At 42.2% G+C, this 14522-nt stretch carries 10 protein-coding genes and 1 pseudogene; 8 read left to right on the top strand and 3 right to left on the bottom strand.

What is annotated here, in order from left to right; all coding sequences use genetic code 11:
• The first annotated feature begins 130 nt into the window (after nucleotides 1-130).
• A complete protein-coding gene (gyrA, locus tag GW828_RS08985) occupies nucleotides 131-2866 on the top strand; it encodes a DNA gyrase subunit A (RefSeq protein ID WP_124014759.1) in 2736 nt (911 codons plus the stop codon).
• A gap of 169 nt (nucleotides 2867-3035) precedes the next feature.
• Nucleotides 3036-4127 carry a 3-phosphoserine/phosphohydroxythreonine transaminase gene (gene serC / locus GW828_RS08990; RefSeq protein WP_273058139.1) on the top strand — a complete coding sequence of 364 codons (1092 nt, stop codon included), beginning with the start codon at nucleotides 3036-3038 and terminating at the stop codon, nucleotides 4125-4127.
• A gap of 113 nt (nucleotides 4128-4240) precedes the next feature.
• On the opposite strand, the pseudogene GW828_RS08995 reads toward serC, so the two are convergent.
• The 3 genes and pseudogenes from GW828_RS08995 to GW828_RS09005 all read right to left on the bottom strand — a co-directional run.
• Nucleotides 4241-4598 (bottom strand): annotated as a pseudogene (locus tag GW828_RS08995) (SAM-dependent methyltransferase); the annotation flags it as partial.
• 343 nt (nucleotides 4599-4941) lie between these two features.
• Entirely contained in the window at nucleotides 4942-6303 is a 1362-nt protein-coding gene (locus GW828_RS09000) for an aromatic amino acid transport family protein (protein ID WP_273058138.1), read from the bottom strand.
• 649 nt (nucleotides 6304-6952) lie between these two features.
• On the bottom strand, nucleotides 6953-8143 hold the full coding sequence (locus GW828_RS09005; protein ID WP_182697288.1) for an amino acid aminotransferase: 1191 nt from the start codon (nucleotides 8141-8143) through the stop codon (nucleotides 6953-6955).
• A 490-nt stretch (nucleotides 8144-8633) separates the two neighbouring features.
• Here GW828_RS09005 and aroA point away from each other — a divergent pair, with 490 nt between their 5' ends.
• The 6 genes from aroA to lapB all read left to right on the top strand — a co-directional run bounded on the left by aroA (nucleotide 8634) and on the right by lapB (nucleotide 14512).
• Entirely contained in the window at nucleotides 8634-9914 is a 1281-nt protein-coding gene (gene aroA, locus GW828_RS09010) for a 3-phosphoshikimate 1-carboxyvinyltransferase (protein ID WP_182697289.1), read from the top strand.
• A gap of 180 nt (nucleotides 9915-10094) precedes the next feature.
• A complete protein-coding gene (gene cmk, locus GW828_RS09015; protein WP_124014764.1) occupies nucleotides 10095-10784 on the top strand; it encodes a (d)CMP kinase in 690 nt (229 codons plus the stop codon).
• A gap of 114 nt (nucleotides 10785-10898) precedes the next feature.
• Nucleotides 10899-12566: a 30S ribosomal protein S1 gene (gene rpsA, locus GW828_RS09020; RefSeq protein WP_124014765.1), complete on the top strand. Its 1668-nt coding sequence runs from the start codon at nucleotides 10899-10901 to the stop codon at nucleotides 12564-12566.
• A 77-nt stretch (nucleotides 12567-12643) separates the two neighbouring features.
• On the top strand, nucleotides 12644-12931 hold the full coding sequence (ihfB, locus tag GW828_RS09025; protein ID WP_124014766.1) for an integration host factor subunit beta: 288 nt from the start codon (nucleotides 12644-12646) through the stop codon (nucleotides 12929-12931).
• 122 nt (nucleotides 12932-13053) lie between these two features.
• On the top strand, nucleotides 13054-13350 hold the full coding sequence (locus tag GW828_RS09030) for a LapA family protein (RefSeq protein ID WP_273058137.1): 297 nt from the start codon (nucleotides 13054-13056) through the stop codon (nucleotides 13348-13350).
• 1 nt (nucleotide 13351) lies between these two features.
• Nucleotides 13352-14512 carry a lipopolysaccharide assembly protein LapB gene (lapB, locus tag GW828_RS09035; RefSeq protein ID WP_124014768.1) on the top strand — a complete coding sequence of 387 codons (1161 nt, stop codon included), beginning with the start codon at nucleotides 13352-13354 and terminating at the stop codon, nucleotides 14510-14512.
• The last annotated feature ends 10 nt before the right edge of the window (nucleotides 14513-14522 follow it).

A 14522-nucleotide genomic window follows, 5' to 3' on the forward strand; every position in this document is an offset into this window, starting at 1 on the left:
CATAGAGCATTTGACAGGTCTTTGTTCTGGCGACATTAATTATCTGTGTTAGAATGCCAAATCACGTTTTTAAGCTAGATAATAATATGGAAGTTTTATTGTCAGCTCACTTTAGAGGAACGCGCAGTTTATGACTGATCTGGCATCATCTATTTCGCCAATTAACATCGAAGACGAACTTAAGAATTCTTACCTTGATTATGCCATGAGCGTAATTGTAGGTCGTGCATTGCCTGACGTTCGTGATGGGTTAAAACCTGTTCACCGTCGGGTTTTGTTCGCAATGAGCGAATTAAAAAACGATTGGAACAAACCATATAAAAAATCCGCTCGTGTCGTTGGTGACGTAATTGGTAAGTATCACCCACATGGTGACACAGCTGTATACGATACTATTGTACGTATGGCGCAACCATTCTCGCTACGTTACACCTTAGTTGATGGACAAGGAAACTTTGGTTCTGTCGACGGTGACTCTGCAGCTGCGATGCGTTATACCGAAATCCGCATGCAAAAGTTGGCGCATTCATTATTAGCCGACCTTGAAAAAGAAACTGTGGATTTTGTGCCTAACTACGATGGCACTGAGATGATCCCTGCGGTGTTACCAACACGCGTACCGAACCTATTAATTAACGGTTCATCGGGTATTGCGGTTGGTATGGCCACCAATATTCCACCACACAATTTAACTGAAGTGGTCAAAGGCTGTTTGGCGTTAATCGAAGATCCAAGCTTATCGATTGAACAGTTAATGGAATACATTCCAGGTCCAGATTTTCCAACGGCAGCGTCGATTAATGGCCGCAAAGGTATTATTGATGCGTACAACACCGGCCGCGGTCGCGCGATTATGCGTTCTAAAGCGGAAATCGAAACGGAAGAGAATGGTCGTGAACGTATTATTGTTCATGAAATTCCATATCAAGTTAACAAGGCGCGTTTAATTGAAAAAATCGCTGAACTTGTTAAAGATAAAAAATTAGAAGGTATCAGTGGCCTACGCGACGAGTCTGATAAAGACGGTATGCGTATTGTTATTGAAATCAAACGCGGTGAAGTGGGTGAGGTTGTATTAAACAACTTATATGCTCAAACACAAATGCAGTGTTCTTTTGGTATTAACATGGTGGCATTGACCAATGGTCAGCCTAAATTGTTTAACCTTAAAGAAATGCTTGAGTGTTTTATCCTTCACCGTCGTGAAGTGGTTACTCGTCGTACAGTATTTGAATTACGCAAAGCCCGCGAACGCGCCCACATCCTTGAAGCACTTGCTATTGCACTGGCTAACATCGATCCGATCATTGCACTGATTAAAGCCTCGCCTACACCGGCTGAAGCTAAAGCTAAATTAGTCGCACAAGGTTGGGAGTTAGGCCATGTACAAGGCATGCTTGAAAAAGCGGGTGACGATGCAGCTCGTCCAGAATGGTTAGAGCCAGAGTATGGTATTCGCGATGGTCAGTACTATTTAACTGAGCAACAAGCACAAGCTATTCTAGAGTTACGTTTACACCGTTTAACCGGTCTTGAGCACGATAAAATTTTAGCTGAGTATGAAGAGCTATTAGTACTTATCGCAGGCCTGTTATTCATTCTTCGTAATCCATCGCGCTTGATGGAAGTGATTAAAGAAGAGCTAGAAGAAATTCTTGAGCAATACGGTGATGAGCGTCGTACGATTATCAACGCTAACGAAATTGATATGAGTCTTGAAGACTTAATCAATGAAGAAGACGTTGTAGTAACCTTGTCTCACTTAGGTTATGCAAAATACCAAGTATTGTCCGACTACCAAGCGCAGCGTCGTGGCGGTAAAGGCAAAGCGGCAACTAAAGTAAAAGATGAAGACTTTGTTGAGAAGTTATTGGTGGCGAACACCCATGACACCATCTTGTGTTTCTCTGACTTTGGTAAAATGTATTGGTTAAAAGTGTATCAATTACCTTTGGCCAGTCGTACTGCCCGTGGTCGTCCAATTGTTAACTTATTACCACTTTCTGACGGTGAGCACATTACTGCCATTCTACCGGTACGTGAGTATGCTGATGATAAGTTTATCATTATGGCTACAGCACACGGTACCGTTAAGAAAACTGCATTAACGGCGTACAGTAACCCTCGTGCAAACGGCATTATTGCTGTGAACCTAAAAGACGGCGACCAATTAATTGGCGTTGATATTACTGAAGGTAGTGACGACATTATGTTGTTCTCTAACGAAGGTAAAGTGGTTCGCTTTAATGAGAAAGCGCGTGATTCTGAAACCGGTGAAGTGAAGATTGATGCTGAAACTGGCGAAGAAGTGATTGCATTGCGCCCTATGGGTCGTACTGCAACGGGTGTTCGTGGTATTAAGCTTGATGCTGGCCAAAAAGTGGTGTCGTTAATTGTGCCTAAAGGTGACGGCGCTATCTTAACCGTAACCGAAAATGGTTATGGTAAGCGTACTGAGCTGAGTGAATACCCAGCGAAGAGCCGTGGCACTAAAGGTGTGGTATCGATTAAAGTCAGTGAGCGTAATGGTGAAGTTGTTGGTGCCGTTCAAGTAGGTACTTTTGACGAAATTATGCTGATCAGTAATAAAGGCACCTTAGTGCGTACTCCTGCAGAAGGTGTATCTATTATTGGTCGTAACACTCAAGGTGTGACGATCATTCGTACCGCAGAAGACGAGAAAGTCGTTGGTTTGCAGCGTATTGAAGAGATTCAAACCGAAGAGTTGTTAGACGCAGAAGGCAATGTTATTCCACCTGCGGACATTATCGAAGGTGAAGCTATTGACCTTGAGGCGGCTGAGTCTACTGAGTCTGACGTAGAGAGTGACGGACAAAGTGATGTAGAGAGCGACGAACAGGACTAACCTGAACGTTTACTTTGTAACATCAATAACGAGCGCCTTATGGCGCTCGTTTTATTTTACGGAAAATAATTCATCAAAATAGGCTGATAAAAGTCTATTCAATTGATGCTAAAGTCCTTAGTATTAATAGTCTTATGTGTGTATTAAAAACTGATTCAAGGAGTTGTCTGTGAGCGCGATTTATAATTTCTGTGCGGGTCCTGCTATGTTACCTCAAGCTGTAATGCAAAAAGCACAACAGGAATTAATCGATTGGAATGGCCTTGGCGTCTCCGTGATGGAAATCAGTCATCGCAGTAAAGAGTTTATTGCCCTGACCGAACAAGCAGAAGTCACACTGCGTAAGTTAATGAACATACCTAAAAACTATCATGTGTTGTTTATGCATGGTGGCGGCCGGGCGCAATTTTCTAACGTAGTCAATAATTTCTTGGGTGATAATGGTCGGGCGCTGTATTTGGTCAGCGGTCAATGGTCATCTTCTGCGGTAACAGAAGCGCAGAAGCTAGCCGGTGAGCACAGTATCGACAGCATCAATATTGTTGAGCAGGTCAATGGCCTTAATCAAGTGACATTACCTGACTTAAATGCAATCGATAAAGACTATCGTTATGTACATTATTGCTCAAACGAAACCGTTGACGGTATTGAAATTTTTGAAGAGTTTACTAGTCCGTGGCCGGTAGTTGCTGACTTGTCATCCACTATCATGTCGCATGAAATTGATGTCAGTAAATACGGACTTATTTATGCCGGCGCGCAAAAGAACATCGGCCCATCGGGTTTGTCGATTGTTATTGTGCGTGACGATATGCTCAAATTACCAAGTTTACCGCAGTCTTCAATAATGGATTATCGTGTCGCGGTTGAATACGGTTCAATGTTTAACACCCCTCCAACGTTTGCCTGGTATTTAGCTTCTGAAGTATTTGCTTGGTTGCAGGCTAATGGCGGCGTGAGTGCCATGGCAGAGATAAACCAGCAAAAAGCGAAGTTACTGTATGAGTGTATCGACAATAATCCATTTTATAAAAATGGTGTTGCGCCACAAAATCGTTCACGTATGAACGTTACTTTTCAATTAGTGAACGATGCTTTAGACAGTGAGTTTTTAGCCCAAGCAGAGCAGGCCGGTTTAGTCGCGTTAAAAGGGCACCGTATTGTTGGTGGTATGCGTGCCAGTATTTATAACGCCATGCCGTTAGCGGGTGTGCAAGCATTAGTTGATTTTATGAATAACTTTGCTGTAAAGCACAGTTAATTCGAACCGCTTATTTACCGTAAGCTCGGCTTAATAATGAAAAAAGCGAATGCCAAATAGCATTCGCTTTTTTTATGTCATCGATATAGGTGTATTTCAACGCTTCATTGCTGATCAAACAAACCTTGATAGCAAACATCATCGACAAAGTTTAGGTTCTTGAATGCCATATCATCATAAAGTAAAAAATAGCCGGTTTTATCGAGTCGATAACGCTCATCCTTACACCCAAAAATACCCATACTTAATCCCATATCGAGCAATACATGAATGGCATATTCAGACAATTTAAAATCTTGAGTAAATTGAATTAGCTCAATACCTTCGTTTCCGGCGTCATCAACTTTTGCCAGTAAGCCAAATTGACTTATGTAACGGGCTACTTAAAAGCTTATTGGTGCGAAGGCTATTTTTTGTGCTTCAAACTGGGCATCAAATGCAGACATTTTATGGGGATGGGTAAAAAGACATTAACTGTATTAACTCGAGGTAGGAGGTGATATGACTTTAATCGTAGCCAGATCATGCTAGTAAGGGGTTGAGCGACTTCTCGTTTTTGTTTTTTGATAAAGTTATAGCAATATATGCTAAAGGATAACACTCGTTTTTGGGATTATTATTTCCGGCAATCACCTCTTTATGTTCACTGCCGCATTAGCATGCGCTGAGCCGGCCGTGGAGAATTTGGCATTGAATAGCGTATTTACAATCAATTCTTGCTGAATTTCTATCGCGCCGTTCGCCTGAGTTTGTAGATATCACTCTGTCTCAATGAATAATTCGAGCGGGGCTGATCCCGCTCGAATTATCTTATTTAACTCAGTAAGCCAAATAGAATGGCCGTCATAGACAATAAACCAGTAATAACGACGAATATGTTGCTTACTCGGCCACGGTAGGCTTTAAGTGCTGGTACCTTGTGTATCGCATACATTGGCATGAGATACAGAATTGCTGCAATCACCGGGCCGCCAAGTGCTTCAATCATCCCCAAAATACTTGGATTGATAATCGCTACGCCCCAAATAGTGAAAAACATAAATCCTAAAATACATTTATCTAATGTTTTGCTATTGGCTGGCTTGCTGCTATTAGGCTGTTGCTTAGTGATAATGCCTTTCAAACCCTCAGTGGCACCCATATAGTGACCGAAGAAAGATGAAATAATAGCGATGAAAGCAATCACAGGAGCAAAATAGCTGATAAAGCCACTTTCGTGCACGTTGGCAAGATAAGACAAGATTGGCAGGTTATCAGCCTTTGCTTCTAACAACTGCGCCGGTGTTAACGACAGCACGCAAGAGAACACGAATAACATTACAAATCCCACTAGCATAATGGCTGTATTGCGCAGGATAGCGTCCGCCTTTTTCGAGGCATTGACACCGTGTTGTTTTTTTAGTGACACCGAAAACTGAGAGATAGCAGGTGAATGGTTAAAGGCAAACACCAATACTGGTATGGTTAACCAAACAGTGCCCAAGAAATTAGTGGGTGAAGGCACATCCATCAGTGCATCAAACTTCCAGTCTGGTATGAGATACAATGACATGAAGGCGAGGATCGCAACTAATGGATAGACTAAAAGTCGTGTCACCGAGAGCATAAATTTTTCACCCGCGACCATCACAGACATCATGCATAAGATTAGTGATCCTGAAAGTAACCAGCGCGGAATACCACTTATTTTATCAACAACTTGCACGCCTGCTTCAGTCAGCATAGGCGTTCCATCCAGCATGGCTCTTGGTACGTCGGTAAACATGCCTAATTGATTAATAATAAAACTATCAACAGTATTGGTTATCCCCACACCGTAGATTAACACTATTGGGAAAATGGCTAGAAAATATAGCCAGGTTATGGCTTTACCTGCGCCAATACCAAAATGTTCTTCTACTACTTGGGTGATGTCACTACCAGGAATGGCTGAAGAACACAGGAAACGCGATAAACCACGATGAGCAAAATAGGTCATCGGGCCTATTATTACTGCCATAAACACGAGTGGCCAAAATCCGCCCATTCCAGCATTGATTGGTAAAAATAAAATACCTGCCCCGACGGCTGTGCCAAACAGGCTTAACATCCAGGTCGTATCTTGGCGCGACCAGCCTGTGCTTGAAACAACGGTCGACTCGGGGATATCTTGTACACTTACGGCTTCATTTTGCATAACTGACTTACCTTTAAGGTAGATTAATCTTAACTCGGGGTCATAAACGGATATCGAACAGTCCTTTGTTTCGCTAACTGTGCTGCATTGACTTGCAATAGATCCGCTATTGTCTAAGCCAGTAATAAAAGACTGTGTCGTGTTAGTAAACCAAATGACAAGTTCAATATGAAATAGGCTGACTCTTGTTATTGTGCCTTACATTTCCCGAGTTGATGTTAGGTTAAATTCAGCGCCAGACTATATCTTTTTTCGAGGAATTAAATAGTTACCAAGTCGAAATGTTAATAAGGTTCATGAATTGGGAGCTGTATCCCGATGATGGTAAATCAAACATCACAAGCATTTTCAATTTATCTACAACCCTCATGTATAGATTTAACAGTGCAGTTACTAATCTTGCTGCAGCAAGCACTCATGACTCATTGATGGTATCGCGGGATGGCACTGTTGAGATTCAAAAATAAACACTAGTAATATGGCTTGCAGAAGAAAATGATAAAAGATGGGGGCAGATGCTATCAAACCAGTCGATGCTTATGGATAAATATATTTAGGCTGGTTTAACAGGCTTAAAAAAGGTCGCAATATGCGACCTTTTTGATGAGATCATGTGGCTTCAACGCACCTTGATGACAATAGCGTTTAGTTACAATACTGCTGCAATAGATTTAGCTAAATAATCCACATTAGTTTCACTGATACCGGCAATACTGATGCGGCTTGAGCCTACCATGTAAACGCTGTATTGCTGTTTAAGTATAGCTACCTGCTCAGGATTAACCCCCAAGAATGAAAACATGCCTTTTTGACGAGCGATAAAACTAAAGTCGCGATCAACGCCATTGGCTTTAAGCTTGTCGACTAAAATGGCACGATTACCATTAATGCGATCACGCATGACCTTTAGTTCGTCCAACCATTGCTGCTTAAGGGCTGGAGTGCCTAAAATGGTTTCAACAATCGCCGCACCATGTGCTGGCGGCATAGAATAAAGACAGCGTACTACATATAACAATACCGATTGGGTAATATCTGCAGTGGCGCTGTTCTTAGCCACAATGGAGCAAGCGCCAATACGTTCGCGATACAAACCAAAGTTTTTCGAGCAAGAACTGCATAAAATCATGCTTTCAACGGCCGCAGCCATTTGGCGTACGCCGTAAGCATCTTCATCTACGCCGTCACCAAAACCTTGATAAGCCATATCAATTAATGGCGTAAAGCCTTGCTTAACAGTAACCTTAACCACTTCATCCCATTGCTCTGTGGTTAAATCCATGCCGCTTGGGTTATGACAACAAGCATGTAAAAGCACCACGTCATCTTTTCCAATGCTATTTAAGGTTGCCAGCATTTGATCAAATTTAAGGGTTTTGCTGTCGTAGTCATAGTACGGATAGGTTTTAACTGTAATGCCAGCCGCTTCAAATAACCCCGTATGATTTGCCCACGTTGGGTCGCTTACCCATAACACGGCATTTGGATTACAACGTTTAATAAAGTCAGCTGCAACGCGCAGAGAACCGGTTCCGCCAGGCGTTGACACTGTTCGAACGCGGTTAGCGAGTAATGCGCTGTGACTGGCACCAAACGCTAATTCACCCATAAGTTGATTGAATGATGCTGAGCCTGTTGGGCCTATGTACACTTTGGTTGTTTCTGTGTCTAAACGAATTTTTTCAGCCGCTTTTACACAATCTAGAATAGGTGTATGACCAAGAGGATCTTTATATACGCCAACACCTAAATCGACTTTATTTGGGTGATTGTCTTCGCGGTATTGAGTCAATAGGCCTAAAATGGGATCGGCAGGCAACGCGGTTAATGAATTGAACATGAATAGACCTTCTTATTTTAAATTTACAGGCATTAGGGCGAAATAAGCTAACAAGATACATATTATGGTCTTTAGCATAACGTGATTTACATCAATAAAGAACTGCTAAATATACTGTGATGGGATATTAGAAAAGCGTAATTAGTGAATTTTGGCAACAATGGCTGACAACTGAAACAAGCATTATTATGCTCGCAATGACCTCCTTAATACCGACTTAATAGTAAATAAATTCAACTTGAGTATAAAAGTCACCTAAAACACAAAATAACGGTTGAATCCTTGCTGACAATCAGTAACGTAGGGCTACGAAGAATTATTTAGTAAATTATTAGTAAACTGTACCGAAACATTGCCAGTGACATGTATTTGTAAAATGTGCACCGCTCCATATTACATTAACAATGTCACGTTTATTTCTCCGGCTAAGCCTTTTACTCATATATCGGTCTATCGACGTTTAATGAGTGCAACACTAAGAAGAGTATTAATGAAACAATTGCGTCTAGACCACATTACCCGCATGAATGGCGAAATTAACATTCCTGGCTCCAAGAGCATTTCTAACCGCGCGTTATTATTGGCAACTTTAGCACAGGGTAAAACCACTCTGACTAACTTGCTCGACTCTGATGACATTCGTTATATGTTGGCATCATTAAAGCAGTTAGGTGTGCATTACCAATTGTCTGACAATAATACTGTTTGTGAACTGACCGGTTTAGGGGGCGCAATTTCATCTGTAAATGCACAGAGTTTATTTCTTGGTAATGCTGGTACAGCAATGCGTCCATTATGTGCCGCACTGACATTAGGTCATGGCGAATTTACTTTAACCGGTGAGCCTCGTATGGAGGAGCGTCCAATTGGCGATTTGGTCGATGCGCTGCGTCAATTAGGCGCTGATGTCACCTATCTGAAAAATGATGGTTTCCCACCATTAACGATTAAGGCAACAGGCTTAAATGGCGGTGATGTTGACATTGCCGGTGATTTATCAAGTCAATTTTTAACCGCATTACTCATGGTCGCGCCACTGACCAAAGACAGCGTCAACATTAATATTAAGGGCGAGCTTGTTTCTAAACCTTATATTGATATCACCATTGCGCTAATGAAGCAGTTTGGTGTCGAAGTGCTCAATCATCAATATCAACGTTTCGAAATAAAGGCCGGTCAGCAATATGTCTCACCAGGTAAAGTACTGGTAGAAGGTGACGCTTCATCGGCATCTTACTTCCTCGCTGCTGGCGCTATCCAAGGCGGCGAAGTGAAGGTCACTGGTGTTGGCCGCTTAAGTATTCAAGGCGATGTTAAGTTTGCCGATGCATTAGCCCAAATGGGTGCCGATATAGAGTGGGGCGATGATTTTATTATTGCCAGAAAATCCACTCTTAGCGCCATTGAAATGGACATGAACCACATACCTGATGCCGCCATGACCATCGCCACTGCAGCTTTATTTGCCACAGGCACCACAAAACTGACTAATATTTATAACTGGCGCATTAAAGAAACCGATCGTTTAGCGGCGATGGCGACTGAATTACGTAAAGTGGGTGCGATTGTTGATGAAGGTTATGATTACATTACTATCACGCCGCCAGCGATATTAAATACCGCAGCGATTGATACCTATAACGATCATCGGATGGCGATGTGCTTTTCAATGATGGCTTTTGCTGACAGCGGTATAACTATTAACGATCCAGACTGCACATCTAAGACATTTCCAGATTATTTTGCGCAATTTGCTCGTCTAGCAAAATAATCCACCTAACCAGATTGTCACTTGCTCTTTTATGTTGTCTTGCAATATAAAAGAGCGATCTTGGTTTTAATAACCGAAAATTCATCAGTAATTAACATTTTTTTGTTATACAATGCGCGCGCTTATTTTGATGAACCCTTTATCTTTTTCAGGGACGATAGATTATTTTCGGAGGAAACTATGTCAGAACGATCTCCAGTGATCACAGTAGATGGCCCTAGCGGTGCAGGGAAAGGCACAATATGCCAATTATTGGCACAACATTTAGGATGGCATTTATTAGATAGCGGGGCGATTTATCGTGTTTTAGCCTTAGCCGCTATTCATCATGACGTTGAGCTAGAAAACGAAGAAGCACTTACCTTATTAGCTGCTCACCTTGATGTCCAATTTTTAACTGGCACCGACATTGATGCCATTAAAGTGATTCTTGAAGGTGAAGACGTTACCACGACCATTCGTACTCAAGAATGCTCTAATGCAGCCTCTAAAGTCGCGGCGCTTCCACGGGTACGTGAGGCATTATTGCGTCGTCAACGGGCTTTTAGTGCCGCGCCAGGTCTGGTTGCTGATGGACGTGACATGGGCACCGTAGTTTTTTCAAAAGCCCCGGTAAAAATATTTTTAACAGCGTCTGCCGAAGAACGAGCGCAAAGACGCTATAATCAGTTGCAGGACAAGGGCTTCGATGTTAAAATCGACCGCCTTTTAGCTGAAATTATTGAACGAGACGACCGTGATATCAATCGCGCCGCTTCGCCGCTGGTCCCAGCTGAAGATGCACTTGTTATTGATACAAGCGGCATTGGCATTGAAGATGTATTGAAGCAAGTGCTTGAGTACGTTAGACAAAAAATTACTGTTGCGTAACCGAATTGTCGATTACTGTGCAGTAGGTATTCGTGTTAAGGATGACACGAATAATATTACTAGACTCCACATCTAGGATGGATGGTGGTTTATTTAATGAAAGTAACCTAAAACATGACTGAATCTTTTGCTGATCTATTTGAACAATCCCTTCAAACCCTAGAGTTCCGTCCAGGTTCTATCGTTCGTGGTACAGTTGTTGCCATCGAAAACGGTATGGTACTTGTTGACGCAGGCCTTAAGTCTGAAAGCCCAATCAATGCTGACGAATTCAAAAACGCACAAGGCGTTTTAGAAATCCAAGTAGGTGATGAAGTTGACGTAGCCCTTGACTCTGTTGAAGATGGCTTCGGTGAGACTCAATTGTCTCGCGAAAAAGCTAAGCGTCATGAAGCTTGGATCGTTCTAGAAAAAGCGTACGAAGATGCTGAAACTGTAATCGGTATCATCAATGGTAAAGTTAAAGGTGGTTTCACTGTTGAATTAAACGGTATCCGTGCCTTCTTACCAGGTTCTCTAGTTGACGTGCGCCCAGTTCGCGACACCGCTCACTTAGAGTTCAAAGAATTAGAATTCAAAGTTATCAAGCTTGACCAGAAGCGTAACAACGTTGTTGTTTCTCGTCGTGCTGTTATCGAATCTGAAAGCAGTGCAGAACGTGATACTCTTCTTGAGAATCTACAAGAAGGCCAAGCTGTTAAAGGTATCGTTAAAAACCTTACTGACTACGGTGCATTCGTAGACTTAGGTGGTGTTGACGGTCTTTTACATATCACTGATATGGCTTGGAAACGCGTTAAGCACCCATCTGAAATCGTTAATGTTGGTGACGAAATCAACGTTAAAGTACTTAAGTATGACCGTGAGCGTACTCGCGTATCACTAGGTCTTAAGCAACTTGGCGAAGATCCATGGTTAGAAATCAGCAAGCGCTACCCAGAAAGCACTAAGCTAACTGGTCGCGTAACAAACTTAACTGACTACGGTTGCTTCGTCGAAATCGAAGAAGGCGTTGAAGGTTTAGTACACGTTTCTGAAATGGATTGGACTAACAAGAACATTCACCCATCTAAAGTTGTTAACTTAGGTGATGAAGTTGAAGTGTTAGTACTAGACATCGATGAAGAGCGTCGTCGTATTTCTCTAGGCCTGAAACAGTGTAAAGTTAACCCATGGGATGACTTCGCAACTCGTTACAACAAAGGCGACAAAGTATCTGGTAAGATCAAGTCAATCACTGACTTCGGTATCTTTATCGGTCTTGACGGTGGAATCGATGGTCTTGTTCACTTATCTGACATTTCTTGGAACGGTACTGGCGAAGACGCAGTTTCTGAATACAAGAAAGGCGATGAAATCCACGCTGTAGTGCTTTCAGTAGACCCAGAGCGTGAGCGCATCAGTTTAGGTGTTAAGCAAACTGAAGACGATCCATTCAACGCATACTTAGCTGACAAGAAGAAAGGCACCGTAGTTCACGGTACTGTTTCTGCTGTTGACGCAAAAGGTGTTACAGTTGAACTAGCAGAAACTGTTGAAGGTTACATTCGTGTAGCTGATATTTCAGCAGACCGCATCGAAGATGCATCTACTGTATACTCAGTAGGTGATGCTATCGAAGCTAAGTTCATGGGCGTAGATCGTAAGAACCGTTCTATCAGCTTATCTATCAAAGCGAAAGATGAAGCTGAACAGAAAGAAGCGATCGCTACTTTGAACAAGCAAGACGAAGTTGTAATGAGCAGCGCAATGGCTGAAGCATTCAAAGCAGCTCGTAAGTAATCGAAAATCGTCTGTTGTATGGGGACGTGGTCCCCATTAGGCGACTGTGTTTGGCTTGATAATATGGGATAGCTAAGATGACAAAATCTGAACTTATCGAAAAACTCGCCACTAGGCAGTCGCAACTGTCGGCGAAAGAAGTGGAAAGTGCAATCAAAGAGATGTTGGAGCAAATGGCAACAACATTAGAAAGCGGTGATCGTATAGAAATCCGTGGATTTGGTAGTTTTTCACTTCACTATCGTGCGCCACGTACTGGCCGTAACCCAAAAACTGGTACCTCAGTTGATTTGGAAGGCAAGTATGTTCCACACTTTAAGCCGGGTAAAGAACTGCGCGAACGTGTCGATGCTGTTAATCCTTGATTAACGCTTTAATAAAAAGCCTCCTCTTGGAGGCTTTTTTGTATCTAATGGCAGTCAATGCTGGTCAGCTCAGTAAATTTCTTGGATAATCATTATATTGATGCACCTTCATGGAGAATAGCGTGAGATCATTTATTGTCGTTGTACTAGTTGGGCTATTGTTTGTTTTAGCATTATTATTTGGTGCTAAAAATGAGCAAGTTGTCACCTTAAGCTACTTTATTGCTGAAGGGCAATATCGATTACCTATTGTGCTTGCCGTGGTATTTTTCAGCGGGTTTATTATCAGCTGGATATTTGCAAGTTACCATATCGTCAAGCTAAAGCTGGCGTTGCGTAAAAGCAATAAAGCCCTTAAAAAGCTCACTGCTGCAGATGCAACAAGTGTTGCTGTAATGCCTAAGGATCAAGCTGTCTAGTATGCTAGAAATCTTGTTCTTGTTATTACCTATCGCTGCCGGTTATGGATGGTATATGGGACGACGCAGTATTCGTCATAGCGATAGCCAGCAGAGTAAAAAATTAAGCCGAGATTATTTTACTGGGCTTAACTTTTTACTGTCTAACGAGTCTGATAAAGCGGTTGATTTATTTATCAGCATGCTGGATGTCGATGACGAAACCATCGATACTCATTTATCGTTAGGTTCGTTATTCCGTAAAAGAGGTGAAGTGGATCGTTCCATTCGTATCCATCAAAACTTGATTGCCAGACCGAGCTTAACCAATGAGCAGCGCGATATTGCGATGATGGAGTTAGGTAAAGATTATATGGCTGCTGGGTTTTATGACCGCGCCGAAGAAATTTTTATTAACTTGGTCAGCCAAGATGATCACAGTGAAGAAGCCGAAACTCAGCTGTTATTAATCTATCAAGTGACTAAAGAATGGCAAAGTGCCATCGATATCACTAAGCGTCTTCCTCGTAAACGTCAGCAAGTGCTTAAGCGCACCACAGCCCATTTTTATTGCCAGCTAGCTGATGAAGCTCATAATGAAACAGATAAAATCAAAAAGCTGCAACAAGCCATTAAGCAAGATGCTCAATGTGGTCGAGCTTGGTTAACTCTCGCCAAGATTTATCTTGATGCTGGCCAAGTTGACTTATGTAAGCACGCGTTACAAGAGCTGAAAGTGGCTGATATTGATTTATTTGCCGATGGCGTTTCAATAGCAAAACAAGTTTATCGCGACACACAAGATCCTAATGGTTTTCACGAACTACTCGCCAAAGCCATTGCCGATGGCGCGGGAGCAAGTGTAGTGGTGGCGTTAGCTGAGCACAAAATAAGCCTAGATCAACATCAAAGTGCTGAAACCATGATGCTGGATAATTTATATCGTCATCCAACTATGAAAGGTTTTCAGCATTTAATGAAGTTACACATTCAACAAGCTGAAGATGGTCAAGCTAAGCAAAGTTTATCTATGCTTGAGCAACTTGTTGAACAACAAATTAAATTCCGCCCAAGTTATCGCTGTACTGCTTGTGGTTTTCCTTCTCACGGTTTGTATTGGCATTGTCCATCATGCAAACAATGGGGCAGTATCAAGCGGATAAAAGGCCTAGATGGTGAATAACGTGGCCATC

Source organism: Shewanella vesiculosa, from assembly GCF_009994065.1.
Classification (GTDB): Bacteria; Pseudomonadota; Gammaproteobacteria; order Enterobacterales; family Shewanellaceae; genus Shewanella; species Shewanella vesiculosa.

Bases quoted from the DNA above. Each gene is read 5' to 3' on its own strand.
- gyrA (WP_124014759.1), top strand. From the start codon at position 131: ATGACTGATCTGGCATCATCTATTTCGCCAATTAACATCGAAGACGAA.
- GW828_RS09000 (WP_273058138.1), bottom strand. From the start codon at position 6,303: ATGCAAAATGAAGCCGTAAGTGTACAAGATATCCCCGAGTCGACCGTT.
- GW828_RS09005 (WP_182697288.1), bottom strand. From the start codon at position 8,143: ATGTTCAATTCATTAACCGCGTTGCCTGCCGATCCCATTTTAGGCCTA.
- aroA (WP_182697289.1), top strand. From the start codon at position 8,634: ATGAAACAATTGCGTCTAGACCACATTACCCGCATGAATGGCGAAATT.
- cmk (WP_124014764.1), top strand. From the start codon at position 10,095: ATGTCAGAACGATCTCCAGTGATCACAGTAGATGGCCCTAGCGGTGCA.
- rpsA (WP_124014765.1), top strand. From the start codon at position 10,899: ATGACTGAATCTTTTGCTGATCTATTTGAACAATCCCTTCAAACCCTA.
- ihfB (WP_124014766.1), top strand. From the start codon at position 12,644: ATGACAAAATCTGAACTTATCGAAAAACTCGCCACTAGGCAGTCGCAA.
- lapB (WP_124014768.1), top strand. From the start codon at position 13,352: ATGCTAGAAATCTTGTTCTTGTTATTACCTATCGCTGCCGGTTATGGA.